The sequence below is a fragment of the Amycolatopsis sp. NPDC059235 genome, assembly GCF_042754125.1.
Classification (GTDB): Bacteria; Actinomycetota; Actinomycetes; order Mycobacteriales; family Pseudonocardiaceae; genus Amycolatopsis; species Amycolatopsis albidoflava.
On record NZ_JBHZAG010000102.1, the window covers coordinates 13819 to 31838 of the forward strand.

Genomic DNA, 18020 nt, shown 5'->3' on the forward strand with positions numbered 1-18020 from the left:
CGCCGCCAGGAAAGACTTTCTCTGCAGTTTTCGCGTCACGGTGCCTGGGCGCGGCCGTCGGACCAGTGCCGGGGCCGCCCCGAACGGCCCCGCGAGCGGAGACTGGGAGTGTCCGATGACGGTGCGGAGCCGGGTGACCGACGAGGTCACCACGTGGCTGACCGGGGAATTCGCGGGCCGGGTGCCCGCCGAGGCGGTCGAGGTGGTGGTGCGCGCGGCCGGGCGCGACCTCGACGGCAGAGTCGTCCCGGACGACCGAGGCGACCTGCTCTACCGGGTGGCGCGGGCGCGGCTGGTGCGGATGCTCTCCGCGCCCGAGGAGCCGCGGATCCCGCGTTCGCGGCGGTAAACGCCGTTTAGGCTCTGGGCGCGTTGGCCGGGGGCTGAGGCTGCGTCCGGACCTTCTCCGGCGCTCGAGGCAACCGGGCGTGTTGTCCGGGGAGCAAGGCTGCGTTCGGGCCTTCCTCGGTGACCCGAAGCAGCCGGGCGCGCGTTGCCCGGGGCGCAAGGGCGCGCCCGCAGCCCGAAACAGCCAGGCACGCGTTGCCCGCGGAGCAAGGCCGCATCCCGTGCTTTCTCCGGCGGCCCGAAGCAACCAGGCACGCGTTGTCCGGCAAGCAAGGCCGCGCCCAAGCCTTCCCTGGTGGCCCGAAGTAACCGGGTGCGCGCCGACCGTGTTCGGTGCGGCCGGGAGCGGTTACGAGCCCGGCAGTACCCGGCTGCTCAACGGCGCGTGCGAGCGCTCCGGCGGCCACCAGACCTGCGCGGGCGGCGGGGGAACGTCGTCGTCTGGGAGTTCGAGCGCGTCCGCGCCGCTCTGCCAGCGGTTCCAGTGCACGGAGCACAGCCCGCGCCACAAGGAATCCTCCGCACAGTCCCGCCGACGGCACTTGCGCACCTGCTGCCCGCTATCAATCACGTCCACGACTCCAAACCGCGCTCAACCTCCCCGCCGGCTCCAGTCTGCCCCGGCACCGGCGGGAACGCCTCGTACTCGAGCCAACACAACCCTTGTGCAGCAACGGAACGAGAGATCTCACCCTACTCCAGGCACCTGTGCGCGCACCGCGCGACCACAGTGCACTCTTTCAGCGGTTGACGGTTCACCGCTTGCCCATTGCGGGCGAATACTTTGTGCCGCAACGGAGAGTCAGCGCGCGACGGCGCAGGGTAGATATGTCCACAATGGATGATCAACGACCGGGGTGGTTCGCGTCGTACTCGTGTGCGGCGGTGCGCTGGGGGCGAGTGCGGAGGAGGTGCTCGTCCGGGGAGTCGTCCACATCGGCCAGTCCGAGCGCGACGGCGCGGCGGATTTGTTCGCGGTTGTCGCGGACTACGGAGGAGAAGAAGTCGTCGATGCGGGGATCCAGCAGGACTTCCAGCAGGACTCGGAACGATGTGTCCACGGTGGCTCGGACGATTTCGTCGTGGAAGGGGAGCCTGCGCAGTTTGCCCAACTGTGGGTCTTCGGAGATTTTTTCGGTGATGATGGCGCGTAGTTCGGTCTTGTTTTCGCTGAGGGATTTGGCCAGGTTCTCGGGGTAGTTTCCGGTTTCCAGGACCTTGACCACCTCGTCCAGGACGGCGATGGTCACTGGCTTTTTGATGGCGCGGACTATGGGTTCGGAGAGTTTGTCCACCAGGCGGTAGGTGAATTGTTCGCCGACGGCTCGGTCTGCTGCTCGGCCTAGGCGGATGATCAGGAGGATTACGCCTAGGACGTGGTGGTTCGCGGTGAAAGCCGGGTGGGCGACGGGGATCATCGCGAAGATTTCGTACCAGGTTCGGGCCAGGAAGGCTGCCCGCCAAGCCTGTTTGCGCCAGCGGTGGAGCAGTTCCAGGAAGAAGATGGCGCAGATGGTGCAGTCGGTGATGAAGAACCAGTGGCTGATGGCTGGTGGGGGTGGGCTGATCAGGAGCCAGCCCAGCATTCCGGTGGAGATTACGGCTAGGGCGAGCATGATCCAGTCGTCTGCCCGGACGTTGCCGGGGAGGATGCCGCTGTTGAGTTCAGCTTGGGCCGAACGGCCGGTGGTCATGCTGGCTCCCTGATCCCTGGTTGTTGCCGGGGTGATGATCCCATGCTTGTGTCGGTGGGGCTGGGAATCTTTGCGGGGCGTGGCGGACTGCTCGTGCTTCGCACATCGCCGGGTGGGGACTGGGGGCACCCCGAAGCTTGATTGTGCTGACGGTCTGAGGGTGCTTGTCAAGGCGGGAAAGATGCCTTGACAAGCACCCTCAGACCGCAGGAGAGCTTCGTATCGGGGTGCGGGGGTGGTGTGGGTGCATGGTTGGTTGGGTGCACTGGTGCAGTTGTGGAGTGGGCGAGTTGGGTGCGCGGGCCACGGTTGGGCGGACTGCGGTTGGGCGGGCCGGCGGTTGGAGACGGGTGTGCACGGGGGCTCGCGAGACGGGGCTGGCTAGCGCCCCAAAGTGGCGTTCGGTGCATCTGACGCACCGAACGCCACATTGGGTGCGTCAGATGCACCCAATGCCACATTGGGTGCGTCAGATGCACCCAATGCCACATTGGGTGCGTCGCAGCAGCGGCGGGCGCCGTCCGTGAGGGGCCCCTTGAGGGAATCAGAGTCCCTGAAGGTTCCCCTCACGGAACGCCAACGGGGCCGGAGATCGTGAAAGTGCCAACTCACGGAAAGCTTCGGAACCGGTACACCTGGGCCATCCGAGCCGGACATCTTGACACGATCACCCCACTGGCAGCAGGCTTTTCCCCAACGCCGCCTAGTTAGGAAAGTTTACTAACAAGGAGTCCCTCCATGCCCGCTTCCCGGAAGGTGGCGCTGTTCGCCGCCGCTTCCGTTTCGCTTACTGCTGCGTTGGTCGGTGCTGGGCCCGCCACCGCGGCTTCTGTGGCGCGTCCGTTTCCCGCGCACGTCACCTATCAGACCGGTGTCCGGCCGTCGGTCAGCCAGGCCGAGCAAGACGCCGCGGTCAAGAAGCAGTACGACTCCTGGAAGAAAACCTACCTCCGCCAGGCTTGCGGCGGTTACCTCGTCTGGGCCACCGACGACGCGCCCAACAAGGGCACCGTTTCCGAGGCGCAGGGTTACGGGATGAACATCGTCCCGCTGATGGCGGGGTACGACGATCAGGCCAAGACGATTTTCGACGGGATGTGGAAGTTCGTCCAGGACCACCGGGACAGCAAGGGGCTCTTCCAGTGGGTGATCGACGGCAAGACCTGCAAGTACTCCGACGGCGGCACCCCTGACTCCGCCACCGACGGCGACCTCGACGTCGGTTACGGGCTGATTCTCGCGGACAAGCAGTGGGGCAGTTACAGCGCGGCCGCGAAGGACTGGCTGGCCAAGGTTTACCAGCATGACGTCGCCTCCGACGGGCATCTCAAGATCGCCGACGACGCGGGCAACGACGACACCCGGCCGTCGGACTTCATGCTCGACCACTTGCGCGCGTTCGCGAAGTACGACACCGCGCACGACTGGAACAAGGTCGTCACTCGGACTGAGCAGCTGATCAGCCAGTTCACCGCCAAGTACTCGCCGACCGCGAATCTGTTGTCGGACTTCGTGGTCGGGGCGAACACCAGCAGCCCGAAGCCCGCGCCGGCGGATCATCTCGAGAATCAGCCGGACAACATCGTCGGGTACAACTCCGTTCGCGTGCCTTGGCACATGGGCACTGACGCGCTGCTCTACGGCGGCAAGGTCGCGACCGACGTCGCCAAGAAGGAATCGGCCAGCTACAAGAGCAAGTCCGGCGGCAACCCGGCCAAGATCTATCCGCACACCAAATTGGACGGTACGCCGACCAAGACCAGCGACCAGTCCGAGGTGGCGGCCAACCCGGTGGGGGTCGCGGCGATGGTCGCCGGCGATCAGGCGTGGACCGATTCGCTGTGGAAGTACATGGCGGGCAACCCGTATGACGACACTTACTACGGCGAGACCATCAAGTTGCTGGTCTACCTGGTGATGTCCGGCAACTACTGGGCCCCGTGACCCGGACCGCCCGTGCGGACGCTAACCGGCGGCGTCCGTACGGGTGGGCGGGCACTTGCCGCCCGGGGTGGTGAGCAGTTCGAAGTGCCACATCTCGTTCGAGTACACCTGGCACAGTCCGTATTTCGCGCCGTGCTGGATGAGCCAGTCGTCGGCGCGGGTGGGGGCGACATCGACGGCCTTGCCGGACACGTGCGTCGATTGTTCCGGCGTGTTCACGTACTTCCGCGCCTTTTCCAGGCTGCCGTACTTTTCGATGCCCGCGTCCAACAGTTTCTGCTGGTACTCCCTGGTTCGCCAGCCGGACGCGATGTGAATGTCCACTTTGCGCTGACGCGCGTCGGTTGCCGCGTCCTGCAACGCTTTCCGCAACGCCGGGTCGAGATTCCCGACGGCCGGGTAGTTCGTGTCGAACGGCGTGAGCATGACGCCCTCGGGAGCGCCGCCTTGAGCTGGGTCGTGATCCGGGTCGCCGTCGAGGACGGCGAGACCGGAGCACCCGGCGACAACGACCATGGGCAGCACGAGCAGCACGTTTTTGATCTTGTTCTGCGGCACGCCGCAACTATCGCGAGCGGGTATCCCCGGAAGGTTCGGCGAATGTCCGCGCCGCGTAACGAGACCGCATGATCAGGTAACGGCTCAGGCGGTCAGCCCGATCCCCGCTTCGGCGGTGTTCACGAGGAACGTCAGCGTCTCGTAGAAGTACAGCTCCACAGTGGACGCGTCGTGGCTGGAGTACCCAATGGACAGATCCTGTCCGAAGTGGAGTTCGTAGTCGCCGCCGCGAGTGGACAGCACACAGGCTCCGCTGATGGCGGGCGTGCGGATGAGGTCGCCGTCCACAATCTGCTTCAGGTGTTCCAGCACCGGATAACCGTGGTTGGCCGCCTCGTACGCGGCGGTGAACTCGTCGTCGCTGAGCAGCACGGTGTACGGCCCGGCCACGCCCGCGTCGCGCAGTTCGGCGATCGCGTCGCCGATCGCCTTCGGGTAGCCGGGAGCCTCCGGCGGCAGCGCGATCGGCGAGAGCGACGACGCCGGGCGGATCCCGGTGATGCCTGCCTCGGCGAAACCGTCGAGCACGATCCGGTCCTCGGCATACGCGATCTGCTGCGCGGCGTCCTTCACCGGCTGCCAGTCGGCGTCTTTCGCGCCCCACTCGACCGAATCGACTTCCTCGCGCGACACCGTGAACGGCACCCGCAGCTCCACAATCCGTTGCGCGGTACGCAGGCTCGTCGCGACGCCGTCGAATTTGTCGCCGACACGCTCGCGACGTCCAGTGCCGATCGCGGCGAGCGCCGGGTCTCCGGTGACGACGACGTCGACCACTCGGCGCGCGGCGGCGAACTCGGCAAAGGTGCGCTTCGCCTCTTCCTCCAGGTCCGCCCACGCGGCGGCGGAGATCGGGGCGAGTTCGCGATGCAGGTTGTTCATGACCGAATGCTCCTTCGCAGGCTTCCGATGCCCAGCGACGTCCCGGCGGGCGTCGCGGCAGCCGGCGGTTCCGGCTCGGGCGGGGCGTCCGGCGGATCTTCCAGGAAGTCCGCTGTGGGCACGTAGAACAAAGCGCCGGTGAGGGGCGTGGAGAAGTCGAGAATCCGGTCGTAGTTGCCGGGCGGCGATCCGACGAACATGTTCTCCAGCATTTTCTCGATCACCGCGGGAGATTTGGTGTAGCCGATGAAATACGTGCCGAACTCGTCGTGCCCGGGACGGCCGAAGGGCATGTTGTCGCGCAGGATGTCGAGCTCGTTGCCCTCGTCGTCGGTGATCACGTTGAGCGCGATGTGCGCGTCGGCGGGCTTTTCCTCGTCCGACAGCTCCACATCGGACAGTTTGCGCCGCCCGATCACCAGCTCCTGCTGCTCGGTGCTGAGCGCGTTCCAGGCCTGCATGTCGTGCAGGTACTTCTGCACGACCACGTAGCTGCCCCGGTCGAACGGCTCGTCGTCGTCCACCAGCACTGCCTGATTGACGCCGCCTCCGGTCGGATTCTCCGTGCCGTCGACGAAACCGAGCACGTCGCGCGCGTCGAAGTACCGGAAGCCCTGCACCTCGTCGAGCACCGTCACCGAACCGCGCAGCCGGTTCATGATCAGCGTTTCCAGCTCGAAGCACAGGTCGAGCCGTTCCGCGCGGAGGTGGAACAGCAGGTCGGCCTCGGCGGTGAGGACGCTCGTGTGCTTCTCGCCGGCGAAGACCGGCAGTTCGTGCAGTTCCGCGGGCCGCGGACCGCCGTAGATCCGGTCCCATGCCGCGGACGAAATCCCGGCGACGCAGGTGAGCCCGGCGCTGGCGTCGCGGAAGCCGACCGCGCGCTGCAGCCCGGCCAGGTCGGCGAGGAGGTCTTTCGCGGTCTGCTCGGCACCGGCGGCGACGCTGACCATCAGGAAGATCGCCGCCCTCGTCAACGGCGCGGAAACGGCCTGCGGCTCAGGCGGTTCAAGGTCCCCCGCTTGCACGCTCGCGCACCCCTTCTCACCCGGTGACCGTCCGAGCGCATCCTAACCACGGACGGGCGCGCGCACCGGGCATCACCACTCGGGCGGGGTAACCGTCAGACGAAGTGCGTGAGCAGAGCCGCGACGTCGGCTTCCAAACGGTCCGCCGCCTCGTCCTGACCGGCGAGTTGCTGCAGGAGCGCTCGCTGGAAAAGCCCGTCGAAGGCGGCGTACGCGACCTCCGGCGACACCTGAGCAGGCCGTTCGGTGAATTCGGCGTAGCGCCGGACGACCCGCCACACCATGTCCTGGCGCTGTTCGTCGATGTCGAGCACGTCGCCGCGGAACGACTCCTCGAACAGGCTCTGGTTGCGCAGGTCGTACCAGAGGCGGTGCATCGCCGCGTCGGTCCGCAGCGTACCGGCCATCGCCGCGCCGAAGCCGTGTTTCAGCTCGTCCGCCGAGCCCGCCGCTGCCACTACGTCGTCGTAGCGGGTCACGCAGACCTCTTCGAACTTGCGGACCGCGTAGGTGAGCAGCTCGACCTTGTCGGCGAAGTAGTAGTGCAGGACGCCGTGCGAGAAGTCGGATTTCTGGGCGATTTCGCGCAGGCTCGTGCGGGCATAGCCCAGCTCGGCCAGCGCCTGCAGCGCGGACTCGGCCAGCTGCTCGCGGCGCTGGGCGAACTTGTCCACGGCGCGGCGGGAGATGCGCTCCTTCGCCTGTGTCACGCCCGGCAGTCTAGCGCGACAGCGTTTCTTGACGAGTGTCCAAGAAAATCTTGACGACTGTCCAAAATTAGCTACGGTGTGACCTACACCGCACCGGCGGCACGTCTCAAGGAGGAGATGTCGATGGGTTCCTACGACCTGACCGGGCGCACCGCGCTGGTCACAGGCGGCGCGCAGGGTCTCGGCCAGGGCATGGCCGAGGCGCTCGCGAAGGCGGGCGCGGCGGTGGTCATCGGCGACGTCCAGGAGGACCTCGGCCGCCAGACCGCCGACGCGATCAAGCAGAGCGGGGCCAGCAGCGGGTTCGTCCGGCTGGACGTGACCGACGACGACAACTGGGCGCGGGCGGTCGAGGCGGTGGTCGGCGAGCACGGCGGGCTCGACATCGTCGTGAACAACGCGGGCGTGGAGATCACCGGTCTCGTCGCCGACCTCAACCCGGCCGACGTGCGAAAGATGCTCGAGGTCAACGTGCTCGGCACCTCGCTCGGCGTGAAGCACGCGTTCCGCGCCATGCGTCCGGGCGGCGCGGCCGGACGCGGCGGTGCGGTCGTGAACATCGCCTCGGTGGCCGCGACCATCGCTTTCCCCGGTATCGCGGGCTATTCGGCCACGAAATCGGCGGTCGACCGGCTTACCCGCGTCGCGGCGATGGAGTCCGGGAAGCTCGGCTACGGGGTGCGGGTGAACTGCGTGTACCCGGGCCTCGTCCCGACGCAGATGGGCAATCAGCTCGCGATGGACGTGGTCGACGTCGGGCTGTTCCCGAGCGTCGAGGACGCGATCGGCGCGGTCGTCGCGCAGACCCCGGCCGGACGGCTCGGCGAGGTCGCCGACATGGCCGACGCGGTGGTGTTCCTCGCCTCGGACGCCGCCCGCTTCATCACCGGCGCCGGCCTCCCGGTCGACGGCGGCATGGGCATGTGAATCCCCTCCAGCGCTCCGGCACTCCAAGAAAGGAAACCCAGTGACCAAGCCCGTCGTCGTGTACGGCGCGTCCGGCTACACCGGCCGCCTGATCTGCGAATACCTCCGCGAGTACAACGTGCCCTTCACCGCGGCCGGCCGGGACAAGGCCCGGGTCCAGGCGGCGCTCGACCACATTCCCGGCCTCGACACCGTGGACCACGAGGTCGTCGAGGTATCGCACGAAACCGGTCCGCTCACCGAGCTTTTCCGCGACGCGTCGGTGGTGTGCAACACCGTCGGCCCGTTCAGCGAATACGGCCACGAGGTCGTCCAGGCGTGTCTCGAATCCGGAACGCATTACCTCGACACCACCGGCGAGCAGGACTGGCTGATCTCTGCCGAAGAGCGCTACGGCGCGGACATGGCCGCGAAGGGCCTGCTGCTCTCCCCCGGCATCGCGCAGATGTACACCACCGGCGAGATCGCGGCGAACCTCTGCCTGGAGACACCCGGACTGGACACTTTGGACATCCTGGTGTTCTGGAAGGGTTACCCCACAGTCGCTTCCACGCAGACCATCCTGGTGAACGCCGCGCTGTCCGCCGCGTACTACTTGGAGCAGAACGAATACCTGCCTTGGCCAGCCGACGGCGGGCTGCAGGATGTCGCCGTGCCGGGACATCACGAGATCGGGCTCGCGCTGCCGTGGGGCGGGACGTCGCATCCGGTGTGGTTCAAGAACGATCCGCGCGTGGCGAACGTGAAGGCGGTCGGCGGCGTGTTCGACCGGGCGTTGATGCAAGGCGTGCCGCAGATCGTCGCGGCCGTGCTGGAGCAGGTGAAAGACCTGCCGCTGGAAGAAAAACTCAAGGTGCTGCACGAACAGGCCGCCGCCGTCCGGGACGAAATGCCGCCAAGGGAAAACCAGCGGATCAACACGTCGTTGGACTCGGTGCACGCGTCCGGTCCGCTTGGTCGCGCGCACTGCGTGATTCACGGGACCTGCAATTACAAGCAGACCGGGCTGATGCAGGCGTACGCGGCGTATTCGCTGCTGCAGCAACCGCCGCGGCGGGCTGGGTTCGCGTCGGCGTGCCAGGCGTTCGGACACCGTGAGCTGCTCGGCGTTCTGCGGTCGTTCGGGCTGGTCTCGAATCCGGTTCTGACGGTGCAGTCCTGAGACTGGGAGACGAGCGGTGCGACTGACCGATTACCTCGACAAGGGCGCCTCGCTGGGCCCGTCGGCCTCGTGTTTGACCACGGACGGCGGATCGCTCAGCTACGGCGAGGTCCAGCAGCTGTCCTGGCGGGTCGCCCGGGCGCTCGCGCGTTCCGGCGTGCGGCCGGGCGACAAGGTGGCGATCCTCTCCGCCAACGACCCGGTGTCGTTCGGGTGCGTCTTCGGCATCAGCCGGGCAGGGGCGGTCTGGTGCCCGGTCAACCCGCGCAACGAGGCGGCGGAAAACCGGGAGCTGCTGGACCTGTTCGACTGCACGTGCCTGCTCGTGCAGGAGTCGTTCGCACCGCTCGTCTCCCGCATCGCCGATCAGCTGCCGAAGCTGGCCACGGTGGTGTGCCTCGACGGCTCGTTCCCCGGCGCGATCCCGCTGGCCGAATGGCTCGACGGGCTCCCCGAGACGCCGTGGCAGTCCGATCCGCCAGACGACACCGCGATGCTTGTCGGCACCGGCGGCACCACCGGACGGCCGAAAGGCGTGGTGCTGACCGGGCACAACGTCGAAACCATGTCGGCGCTGACGTTGATGAGCTACCCGTTCCAGCCGCGGCCGCGCTACCTCGCGCTGGCCCCGCTCACGCACGCCGCCGGGGTGTTGTGTTTCCCGGTGCTGGCCCTCGGCGGCGAGATCGTGGTGATGCCGTCGCCGGATCTCGGCCGGTTCCTCGACCTGATCGAACGGCACCGGATCACCCACACCTTTCTGCCGCCGACGCTGATTTACCTGCTGCTGGACCATCCCGCACTGTCCACAACGGACTTCAGCTCGCTGGAATGCCTGTGGTACGGGGCCGCGCCGATGTCCGCCGCCCGGCTGGAGGAGGCGATCACCCGGATCGGGCCGGTGCTCGGACAGCTGTTCGGGCAAAGCGAAGCACCGATGATGATCTCGACGCTGGCCCCGGCCGACCACTTCCATCCGGACGGTTCGCTGGCCCGCGAACGCTTCACCTCGGCGGGCCGTCCGACGCCGTTGACGCAGGTGGCGATCATGGCCGACGACGGGACTCTGCTGCCGCGCGGCGAACGCGGCGAGATCGTGGTGCGCGGGCCGCTGGTGATGCCGGGCTACTACCGGAATCCGGAGGCGACCGCGGACGTCAGCAGGCACGGCTGGCACCACACCGGCGACATCGGCTACCTCGACGAGGAGAACTTCCTGTACGTCGTGGACCGGGCCAAGGACATGATCATCACCGGCGGGTTCAACGTCTATTCAGCCGAGGTGGAGCAGGCGCTGATGACACATCCGGCTGTGCAGGATTGCGCAGTGGTCGGGCTGCCACACGAGAAGTGGGGCGAGCAGGTGACCGCGGTCGTCCAGCTGCACCAAGGACGGTCCGCTGCCGCCGACGAGCTGCGGGCCACGGTGAAGGAACTGCTCGGCAGCGTGAAGACGCCGAAGGAGGTCCTGCTCTGGCCGGACCTGCCGCGGTCGAAGGTCGGGAAGGTGCTGAAGACCGACGTGCGGACGCAGCTGCTGGCCGAGCGCTCTTAGAACTGGCCGCCGCCAGCGTGCACAGTCTGGCCGGTGACCCAACGGGCCTGGTCAGACGCCAGGAAACCCACGATGTCCGCGATGTCGCCGGGCTCGGCGATACGGCCGAGCGGAGTCTGTTTCGCGCTGTACTCGACCACGCCCGGCGGGCCATCAGCGAGGAGCGCTTCGGTGCGGACCGCGCCCGGAAGCACGCTGTTCACTGTCACGCCGCGCGGGCCGAGTTCCTTCGCCAGCACCCGCACGAACTGGTCTCCGGCGGCCTTCGCGGCACCGTAGATCCCGGTGCCGGGCCGGGCTGTCTGGACCACACCGCTCGACACCACGACGATCCGGCCGCCGTCGCGCACGCGCCGGGCCGACTCGCGCAGGGCTACGAAGGTCGGCCGTAGATTAGTAGAGAAGATCAGGTCGTAGATCTCGTCGGAGGCCTCCGCGAGCGGCACGAACCGGGCAATCCCCACGTTGGCGACCACCACGTCGAGACCGCCGAATTCCTGTTCCGTGCGGTCGAAAAGGCCGCGCAGCTCAGCGTCGTCGGTCACGTCCGCGCGCAGGGCGGTCGCCTGCCCGCCGTCCGCGCGGATCTTGGCGACGACGGCCTCAGCTGCCTCCTGATCGGCGCGGTAGTTGACCGCGACGGAAAACCCGTCCGCGCCCAGCCGTTCCGCGATCGCTCTGCCGATTCCGCGCGAACTTCCAGTGACTAAGGCGACGCCCGATTCCCTCTGCACCCCGCCAGTCTAGTGGTGTTCGAAGTGATGCCCTTCGCCGGCGAAGCCGTGCGCGGCAAGGAAAACCATCATCGCCACCGCGATCATCAGCAGCATCCCGACGGCCAGCTTCCGCCGCGCGGGCGCGCTGCCGAACTCCGTGACCAGCTGATGTCCGGCCAGCAGGAGCAACGGCTGCCAGCTCGCCCGTGCCGCCGGCGCCGGCAAATCCGCGACCACCGCGTCCAGTTCGTGCCGGTACTGCGCCGAATAGACGGTGGTGACCCGTTCTTCCACCTCGGCCAGGCTCAGCCGCCCTTCTCCCGCCGCGTTGTTCAGGACTTTCGTCGTTTGCTCGCGTTCGGCGTCGGAGCAGCGGACAGGTCGATCGGTCATGCTTTCCTCCCGGATACGGCCGGAATCAGCCGAACCGCCACCTTGGCGAGCGGTTCGCGGACCACGATCCCGAGCAGCCCGACCCCGGCGCCGACCACGAACCCCGCGAGCACGTCGTGCGGGTAATGCGCCCCGACGTACACCCGTGAAATCCCCATCAGCACCGCGAAAACGAGTGCCCAGACTCCCCATTTGCGGTTGACCAGCAGCACCGCCACCGCGAACGCCGCGACGATGACCGTGTGGTTGCTGGGAAACGCGTAGTCGGTCGGCGGATCGCACGGCAGCAGCGTGTGCACGCCGGCGACCACGCGACACGGCCGGACCTCGGCGAACACTGACTTCAGCACGGTGTCCACGGCGAGCGCCGCCGCGATCGCGATCGGCACCCACGCCGCGGCCGCCAGCGCCGCCGCTCCCCTGGTGCGCGCCCGCCAGAGCAGCGCGAGGATCACCGGCACCACCAGAAAAACTCCGTATTCGCTGAACGTCGTCGCGATTCCGGCCAGCCACTGCTGTGACCACGCGAAATCCGTCACGTCGCGATATAGCCCGGCATCGATCATCGCGCCGCGCTCCGGCGTGCGCGGACGAGCTCGATCAGCAGCGGGCTCAGCGAAAGCAGCACCACGACAGCGATGATCGGCAGCAGGTACGTGTCGATGTTCGGCACCGACGCGCCCAGCGCGTACCCGGCGAGCGTCACCCCGACTGTCCACAGCAGACCGCCGAGCACCTGCCACATCGCGAACTTCGCGGCGGACATCCCGGCGATGCCGACGAGCGGGTTCAGCACGGTCCGGACCACCGGAATGAACCGGGCCAGCACCACTGCCTTGCCAAGCCCGTAGCGGGTGAGCAGCGCCGATCCGCGCGCGACGCCCTCGTGCAGGTGCTTGCTGCGCACGCGGACGAGCAGCGCGCCCCCGCCACGCCGGCCGAGGATGTAACCGGCCTGCGCGCCGAGCAGCGCTCCGGCCGCCGCCGCGACGATGACCGCCGCGAGCGGCAGGTGCAGCTTCGACGAGGCCGCCAGCACCCCCGCGGTGAACAACAGCGAATCGCCCGGCAGGAAGAAGCCCACCAGCAATCCGGTCTCGGCGAACATCACCGCGAAGACGCCGAGCGGGCCGAACGCGGCCAGCAGCCACTTCGGGTCGAGCATGCCCACCTCCAACTACTACACAACTGTCGAAATTCTACATGAACGTAGTAGTGAGCCGAGCGGCTTCGACAAACAGGTAGAATTTGGGTCATGCGGAACGGACGGGGCGAGAGCGCCCGGCGGGCTCCTGGCGAGCTGGAGGCCGAGGTGCTCGCGGTGCTGTGGGAATCCGACGAGCCGATGTCGGCCGCCGGCGTGCAGGAGCGGATCGGCGGCGGGCTGGCCTACACCACCGTCGTCACGATCCTGTCCCGGCTGTTCGAGAAGGGCGTGGCGACCCGCGAGAAGCAGGGCCGCTCGTTCACTTACCGCGCCGCCGACGACGAACCCGGGCTCGCCGCCCGCCGGATGAGCAAGGTGCTCGACGCCGAAGCCGACCGGTCGAGCGTGCTGGCGAAATTCGTGTCGAATCTGTCCGCTTCGGACGAGCGCGTGCTGCGCGATCTTCTGCGCCAGAACGGCGGCTGACGTGAACCTCGACCTGCTCGCTCCCCTGCTGCTGCCGCTGGCTTCCTGGCCGGTCGCGCGCTGGGTCGCGCCCCGGCTGTCGCCGCGGCTGGGCAGCTGGCTGCTCGCCGGGTCCGCGCTGGTGCTCGCCGTCGGCAGCACGGCGACGCTCGCGGTCCTGGCGGCCGCAGGTCTGGCGCAGCTGCCGTTTGTCGGCGAGCTGGGCGATTTCTCCGCGGTCGCGTTCCACGGGGCCGACGCGGTGAACCTGCCACTGGCGATCGTCAGCGGGATCGCGCTCGTGGCCGCCGGGGTCGCGTTGACCCGCGCGGCGATTCAGTACGTGCGCTGGCACCGGAAGGTGCACGCCGAGCTGAACGCGCACACCCGCGAGGCTGGCTTCGTGCTGCTGCCGGGCGAGGAACCGGTCGCGTTCGCGGTGGCCGGAGGCGGCGGCCGGATCGCGGTGTCGAGCGGGATGCTGTCGGCTTTGGAACCTCGGGAGCGCCGCGCGCTGCTCGCGCACGAACGCGCGCATTTGCGGCTGCGGCACCACGTTTTCGCCGCGATCGTCACGGTCGCCACCACGGTCAATCCGGTGTTGCGGCCGCTCGGTTCAGCGGCCCGGTTCGCGCTGGAACGCTGGGCGGACGAAGCTGCCGCAGACCGCGTCGGTGACCGGAAGCTAGTGGCCACCGCGGTCGCGAAGGCCGCGCTGGCCAGCCGTTCTCAACCGTCGCTCGCGCTTGCCGCGACTGGCGGGCCGGTGCCGCAGCGCGTGCGGGCGCTGCTGTCTGCCCCGTCGTCAGGCTCTCGGCGAAAGCCACTCGCGGCGGTCGCCGTGGCGGTCGTGCTCGGCGCCTGTGCCTGGTCGACGGCTTGCACGCTCGACGCGGCCACCGATCTGCACACCGGCCTCGAGACCGCTCAGCAGGCCGCGTGCGTGGTCGCGCAAGGGACCCACGGCGAGCCCACGCTCCCGGCATTCCGACACCAGCACCGGGACTGCGCCGAGCGCTGACCGCCACGCTCCCGGCGCGGCGGCGACGTCGGAGTCATGCAACAGGATCGTGCCGCCGCCGGTCAGCCTTCGGCACACAGTGCGCACGACCGAGCGCGGAGTGGCGCGGCTGGGCCAGTCGAATCCCCAGGTACTCCACAAAACGGGCCGAAGGCCGAGGATTCGCGCTGAGACCAAGGAACTTGCGCTGAACACTCCGTACGGCGCGCGCAGCCACTGCGGCCGGGTCCCGGTGACGAGTTCGATCAGGTCGACGGTGTGAGTCAGCTCGTCGTGCAACGCCTTCGGGGAGCGACGCAGGAAGCAGCGGTGATCCCAGCCGTGGACTGCGATCTCGTGTCCGGCCGCGGCGATTTCCCGGCCGAGTTCCGGTGCTGACGCCAGCTCCCGGCCCAGCACGAAGAAGGTCGCGCGGACGTCCAGCTTCTCGAGGATTCGGAGGAACTGCGGCGTGGATTCCGGGTTCGGGCCGTCGTCGAAGGTCAGTGCTACGTGGCCTGGGTCGCCGCGTCCGGCCAGGCGGGGCGGGCGCAGCTGCGGCACGAACAATGCCGCCGGTGCCACGTGCGCGACGGCCGCCGCGGCAAGTCCGCGGATCATCCGGCTGCCTTGACCGGCCGTCGCAGCAACCACTCCAGCGCTTCGGTCAGTTCGCTCGGCGAGTGGACCCACGGCACGATGCCGTCGTCGTGCAGCACCGCGGCGTTGGCGCGACCGTGGCCGGGCAGGCAGCGGTAAGTCAGCACCGGCAGGCCGGTCGCGAGTGCTTCCGATGTGGTCAGCCCGCCCGCGTTCTGCACCACGACGTCGCACGCGCGCATCAGCTCCGGCATCTTGTCGACCCAGCCGAAGACGTGCCGGTGTCCGGTTTTCCGCAGCTTCTCGGCCAGTGCTTCGTTGCGGCCGCACACCACTACTGGCTCGACGAGTCCGGTCGCGAGGAGGTCGTCCGCCGTCTGTCCGATTTGGCCGACGCCCCAGGATCCGGCGACCACCAACGCGAGCGGGCCGTCGTGCGGGAGGCCGAAGGCGAGCCGGAGCCGCAGCCGTTCGGTCATCCCGGTGGAAGGCCGGAACGCGGGCGCGACCAGCGGGCGCGAGACGAGGGTGCGACCGGCTCCGAGCGCTTTGGCTTGGCGGGCGGCGGTTTCGTTCGGGGCGACGGTGAGCGTCGCGTCCGGGCTGACGCACAGCCGGTGCACCGACGGGTCGGTGAGGTAGACGACCAGGGGCGCGGTCAGTTCGTTCGAGCGCCGCAGCCGGGCGACCGCATGTGTGGCGAGTGGATAGGTCGAGACGACGACGTCGGTGTTGTCGCCGAGCAGTTCCCGGAGCCTCGGCGTGGCGAGGCCGGCGAACCGGCGGGCGGCTCCGGCCAGCGCCGGGGTGCCGAGTGCGCCGAGCAGCCAGTCCCAGCTGCGCGGGACAGTGTTGAGCTGCTGGTGGTAGGCACCGCAGAGCAGCTCGCCGAGTCTTCCCGGCAGCAGGTCCAGGAAATCGGCGCGGACGACGTGCGCGCCGCGATCGGCGAACCACCGGTCCAGCTCTCTGGCGGCACCGTCGTGACCTGCCCCGATCCGGGCGGACACGATCACCACGCGAGCCATCCGGCACCCCTTTCGACTTCTACACGACTGTAGTAAAACTACATCCCTGTAGAATGAGAGTCGAGACCGGACCCTCAGTGGAGGTACACCCTCGGTCCGACATTCCGGGCGCCGTCTCCGCAATTTGGGGTAAGCGGTAACCCGTCCAGGTGAGACGCCCGCTACCGTGGGTCTTTCGACCACCGGACGTGGCAGGAAGAGGAACCCCGATGCGTCGTCGCAAGACCACCAGCGCGCTCCGCGTCGCCCAGGTGCTTCTGGCCGTGGTTTCGCTGCTCGTCCTCGGCGGCACGGCCTTCGCGTGGTCGAAGCTGAACCAGATCACCGACGGCCTGACCAGGTCCGACGTGATCGGCGCCGGGGCCGGTTCGCCGATGGGCGAGCAGAACATCCTGATGGTCGGCCTGGACACGCGCACCGACGCGGAGGGCAATCCGCTGCCCGACGATGTGCTCGATCAGCTGCACGCTGGCGGCGCCGAGGACGGCGGGGATACGACTGACACGATGATCGTCGTGCATATCCCGGCCGGGGGCGGGAATGCTACGGCGATTTCTATCCCGCGTGACTCTTATGTCCAGCTTGCCGGGAAGTTCGGGAAGCACAAGATCAATTCGGCTTATACTTATGGGCAGACTGCTCGGAAGACTGAGTTGAAGGCTGCCGGGGAGTCTGGGGCGCAACTGGAGACTGACTCTGCCCAGGCTGGGGCCAAGACTGCTATTGAGACTGTGCAGCAGTTGACCGGGTTGACTATTACGCATTATGCGGCTGTCAATCTGGCTGGGTTTTACTATGTCAGCCAGGCTGTTGGCGGGGTGCCGGTTTGCCTCAAGGCTCCGGTTAAGGATAGTTACTCTGGGGCTAATTTTCCGGCTGGGCCGCAGAATGTTTCCGGGGCGCAGGCGTTGCAGTTTGTTCGGCAGCGGCATGGGTTGCCCAATGGGGACCTGGATCGGATCAAGCGGCAGCAGGTTTTCATGGCCAGCATGGCCAAGACTATTCTTTCTGCTGGGACGTTGACGGATCCGGGGAAGTTGGATGCGTTGATTGGGGCGGTTAAGAAGGCTGTTGTTGTTGATACCAACTGGGATTTGCTCGGGTTTGCCCAGCAGTTGCATGGGATGAGTGCTGGGAGTATCAACTTCGTTACCGTTCCCGTGGTTAGTATTACGTTGAAGACGCCTAATGATGGTGATGCCGTGCAGGTTGATCCTCAGCAGGTGCAGAAGTTTGTTCGGGAGCAGACTGGTTCCGCTTCTGCGCCGCCTTCTTCGGCTGGTGCGCCGCCGTCTTCTTCTGCTGGGGATCCTGCGTTGGCCGCTTACGTGGTTGATGTGCGCAACTCGTCTGGGGTGGATGGGTTGGCTAATCGGGTTGCGGACAAGCTTGCTGCTGCTGGGTATTCGCGGGGATCTGTTTCTAATAGTGCTACTCGGCGGACGTCCACTGTGTACTACGGGCGGGGGCAGCGTAGTCAGGCTGAGACTATCGGCGAGAAGCTTGGCGGGGTTGCGGTGGCTTCGGATAATTCTCTTGAGAAGGATCATTTCCGGGTTTATTTGGGGCAGAAGTATTCGGATGATTCCGGGGTGCATCCGGCTTCTGCTCCGGCGGTTTTGCAGGGTCCTCCTGCGGGGAGTGCGCCGGATATTACTGCTGATGGGGTTACTTGCGTTAACTGACTGCTCGTGCTTCGCACATCGCTGGTCGGGTTGGGGGGGCACCCCGAAGCCTGATTGTGATGACGGTCTGGGGTGGCTTGTCAAGGCGGGGAAAATGCCGTGAGAAGACCCCCCAGACCGCCGTTTGGCTTAGTAAGGGTGGGCGGGGGGGGGGGGGGGGGCGGGGATGGCGGGGTGG

General features: G+C 67.4%; 19 protein-coding genes and 1 pseudogene. 8 read left to right on the forward strand and 12 right to left on the reverse strand.

Going from position 1 to position 18020, the window contains the following annotated elements; all coding sequences use genetic code 11:
• Nucleotides 1-115 precede the first annotated feature (115 nt).
• On the forward strand, nucleotides 116-349 hold the full coding sequence (locus ACFXI3_RS40425) for a hypothetical protein (protein ID WP_344279944.1): 234 nt from the start codon (nucleotides 116-118) through the stop codon (nucleotides 347-349).
• Between the two features lie 348 nt (nucleotides 350-697).
• Here ACFXI3_RS40425 and ACFXI3_RS40430 read toward each other — a convergent pair whose 3' ends face one another.
• Entirely contained in the window at nucleotides 698-925 is a 228-nt protein-coding gene (locus ACFXI3_RS40430) for a hypothetical protein (protein WP_344279947.1), read from the reverse strand.
• 268 nt (nucleotides 926-1193) lie between these two features.
• Nucleotides 1194-2042, reverse strand: coding sequence for an ion transporter (locus ACFXI3_RS40435; RefSeq protein ID WP_378406910.1), 849 nt, complete (start codon nucleotides 2040-2042; stop codon nucleotides 1194-1196).
• A gap of 738 nt (nucleotides 2043-2780) precedes the next feature.
• Between ACFXI3_RS40435 and ACFXI3_RS40440 the strand changes: the two genes are divergently transcribed.
• Nucleotides 2781-3986 carry a glycosyl hydrolase family 8 gene (locus ACFXI3_RS40440; protein ID WP_378406912.1) on the forward strand — a complete coding sequence of 402 codons (1206 nt, stop codon included), beginning with the start codon at nucleotides 2781-2783 and terminating at the stop codon, nucleotides 3984-3986.
• Nucleotides 3987-4007: 21 nt separating this feature from the next.
• Here ACFXI3_RS40440 and ACFXI3_RS40445 read toward each other — a convergent pair whose 3' ends face one another.
• The 4 genes from ACFXI3_RS40445 to ACFXI3_RS40460 all read right to left on the reverse strand — a co-directional run bounded on the left by ACFXI3_RS40445 (nucleotide 4008) and on the right by ACFXI3_RS40460 (nucleotide 7164).
• Nucleotides 4008-4544, reverse strand: a complete 537-nt coding sequence (locus tag ACFXI3_RS40445) for a M15 family metallopeptidase (protein WP_378406914.1) — start codon at nucleotides 4542-4544, stop codon at nucleotides 4008-4010.
• An 84-nt stretch (nucleotides 4545-4628) separates the two neighbouring features.
• Nucleotides 4629-5426 carry a family 1 encapsulin nanocompartment shell protein gene (locus ACFXI3_RS40450; RefSeq protein WP_344279959.1) on the reverse strand — a complete coding sequence of 266 codons (798 nt, stop codon included), beginning with the start codon at nucleotides 5424-5426 and terminating at the stop codon, nucleotides 4629-4631.
• The gene (locus ACFXI3_RS40455; protein WP_378406916.1) at nucleotides 5423-6454 is read right to left on the reverse strand and encodes a Dyp-type peroxidase; all 1032 of its coding nucleotides are present in this window, start codon (nucleotides 6452-6454) and stop codon (nucleotides 5423-5425) included. The genes ACFXI3_RS40450 and ACFXI3_RS40455 overlap by 4 nt, the downstream gene beginning before the upstream one ends.
• Before the next feature lie 95 nt (nucleotides 6455-6549).
• On the reverse strand, nucleotides 6550-7164 hold the full coding sequence (locus ACFXI3_RS40460) for a TetR/AcrR family transcriptional regulator (protein WP_378406918.1): 615 nt from the start codon (nucleotides 7162-7164) through the stop codon (nucleotides 6550-6552).
• 123 nt (nucleotides 7165-7287) lie between these two features.
• On the opposite strand from ACFXI3_RS40460, the gene ACFXI3_RS40465 reads away from it, so the two are divergent.
• From ACFXI3_RS40465 to ACFXI3_RS40475, 3 genes are read left to right on the forward strand one after another with little or no spacing between them, the layout of a single operon-like run.
• The gene (locus tag ACFXI3_RS40465) at nucleotides 7288-8091 is read left to right on the forward strand and encodes an SDR family NAD(P)-dependent oxidoreductase (RefSeq protein WP_378406920.1); all 804 of its coding nucleotides are present in this window, start codon (nucleotides 7288-7290) and stop codon (nucleotides 8089-8091) included.
• A 40-nt stretch (nucleotides 8092-8131) separates the two neighbouring features.
• Nucleotides 8132-9253: a DUF5938 domain-containing protein gene (locus ACFXI3_RS40470; RefSeq protein ID WP_344279971.1), complete on the forward strand. Its 1122-nt coding sequence runs from the start codon at nucleotides 8132-8134 to the stop codon at nucleotides 9251-9253.
• A 16-nt stretch (nucleotides 9254-9269) separates the two neighbouring features.
• Complete coding sequence (locus ACFXI3_RS40475; protein WP_378406922.1) at nucleotides 9270-10808, forward strand: long-chain fatty acid--CoA ligase; 1539 nt, start codon at nucleotides 9270-9272, stop codon at nucleotides 10806-10808.
• Here the strand turns inward: ACFXI3_RS40475 and ACFXI3_RS40480 are convergent.
• From ACFXI3_RS40480 to ACFXI3_RS40495, 4 genes are read right to left on the reverse strand one after another with little or no spacing between them, the layout of a single operon-like run.
• A complete protein-coding gene (locus tag ACFXI3_RS40480) occupies nucleotides 10805-11542 on the reverse strand; it encodes an SDR family oxidoreductase (protein WP_378406924.1) in 738 nt (245 codons plus the stop codon). The genes ACFXI3_RS40475 and ACFXI3_RS40480 overlap by 4 nt on opposite strands.
• Nucleotides 11543-11551: 9 nt before the next feature.
• Nucleotides 11552-11917: a DUF1707 domain-containing protein gene (locus tag ACFXI3_RS40485; protein WP_378406926.1), complete on the reverse strand. Its 366-nt coding sequence runs from the start codon at nucleotides 11915-11917 to the stop codon at nucleotides 11552-11554.
• Nucleotides 11914-12456, reverse strand: a complete 543-nt coding sequence (locus ACFXI3_RS40490; protein ID WP_378406928.1) for a phosphatase PAP2 family protein — start codon at nucleotides 12454-12456, stop codon at nucleotides 11914-11916. Before ACFXI3_RS40490 ends, ACFXI3_RS40485 begins: the two co-directional genes overlap by 4 nt.
• Before the next feature lie 23 nt (nucleotides 12457-12479).
• Nucleotides 12480-13082, reverse strand: a complete 603-nt coding sequence (locus ACFXI3_RS40495; protein ID WP_378406930.1) for a DedA family protein — start codon at nucleotides 13080-13082, stop codon at nucleotides 12480-12482.
• Between the two features lie 90 nt (nucleotides 13083-13172).
• Between ACFXI3_RS40495 and ACFXI3_RS40500 the strand changes: the two genes are divergently transcribed.
• Both ACFXI3_RS40500 and ACFXI3_RS40505 read left to right on the forward strand, forming a co-directional pair.
• Nucleotides 13173-13550, forward strand: coding sequence for a BlaI/MecI/CopY family transcriptional regulator (locus tag ACFXI3_RS40500; RefSeq protein WP_116203718.1), 378 nt, complete (start codon nucleotides 13173-13175; stop codon nucleotides 13548-13550).
• Nucleotide 13551: 1 nt separating this feature from the next.
• Entirely contained in the window at nucleotides 13552-14550 is a 999-nt protein-coding gene (locus ACFXI3_RS40505) for a M56 family metallopeptidase (protein WP_344279991.1), read from the forward strand.
• Nucleotides 14551-14706: 156 nt separating this feature from the next.
• On the opposite strand, the pseudogene ACFXI3_RS40510 reads toward ACFXI3_RS40505, so the two are convergent.
• Together ACFXI3_RS40510 and ACFXI3_RS40515 are read right to left on the reverse strand one after the other, a co-directional pair.
• A pseudogene (locus ACFXI3_RS40510) lies at nucleotides 14707-15150 on the reverse strand (polysaccharide deacetylase family protein); the annotation flags it as partial.
• Complete coding sequence (locus ACFXI3_RS40515) at nucleotides 15147-16157, reverse strand: glycosyltransferase (RefSeq protein WP_378406932.1); 1011 nt, start codon at nucleotides 16155-16157, stop codon at nucleotides 15147-15149. The pseudogene ACFXI3_RS40510 and the gene ACFXI3_RS40515, both read right to left, overlap by 4 nt.
• A gap of 209 nt (nucleotides 16158-16366) precedes the next feature.
• On the opposite strand from ACFXI3_RS40515, the gene ACFXI3_RS40520 reads away from it, so the two are divergent.
• Nucleotides 16367-17842, forward strand: coding sequence for an LCP family protein (locus ACFXI3_RS40520; RefSeq protein WP_378406934.1), 1476 nt, complete (start codon nucleotides 16367-16369; stop codon nucleotides 17840-17842).
• The last annotated feature ends 178 nt before the right edge of the window (nucleotides 17843-18020 follow it).

Excerpts from the sequence above, each read along its gene's own strand:
- ACFXI3_RS40425 (WP_344279944.1), top strand. The coding sequence starts at position 116 with ATGACGGTGCGGAGCCGGGTGACCGACGAGGTCACCACGTGGCTGACC.
- ACFXI3_RS40435 (WP_378406910.1), bottom strand. The coding sequence starts at position 2,042 with ATGACCACCGGCCGTTCGGCCCAAGCTGAACTCAACAGCGGCATCCTC.
- ACFXI3_RS40440 (WP_378406912.1), top strand. The coding sequence starts at position 2,781 with ATGCCCGCTTCCCGGAAGGTGGCGCTGTTCGCCGCCGCTTCCGTTTCG.
- ACFXI3_RS40450 (WP_344279959.1), bottom strand. The coding sequence starts at position 5,426 with ATGAACAACCTGCATCGCGAACTCGCCCCGATCTCCGCCGCCGCGTGG.
- ACFXI3_RS40465 (WP_378406920.1), top strand. The coding sequence starts at position 7,288 with ATGGGTTCCTACGACCTGACCGGGCGCACCGCGCTGGTCACAGGCGGC.
- ACFXI3_RS40485 (WP_378406926.1), bottom strand. The coding sequence starts at position 11,917 with ATGACCGATCGACCTGTCCGCTGCTCCGACGCCGAACGCGAGCAAACG.
- ACFXI3_RS40495 (WP_378406930.1), bottom strand. The coding sequence starts at position 13,082 with ATGCTCGACCCGAAGTGGCTGCTGGCCGCGTTCGGCCCGCTCGGCGTC.
- ACFXI3_RS40500 (WP_116203718.1), top strand. The coding sequence starts at position 13,173 with ATGCGGAACGGACGGGGCGAGAGCGCCCGGCGGGCTCCTGGCGAGCTG.
- ACFXI3_RS40515 (WP_378406932.1), bottom strand. The coding sequence starts at position 16,157 with ATGGCTCGCGTGGTGATCGTGTCCGCCCGGATCGGGGCAGGTCACGAC.
- ACFXI3_RS40520 (WP_378406934.1), top strand. The coding sequence starts at position 16,367 with ATGCGTCGTCGCAAGACCACCAGCGCGCTCCGCGTCGCCCAGGTGCTT.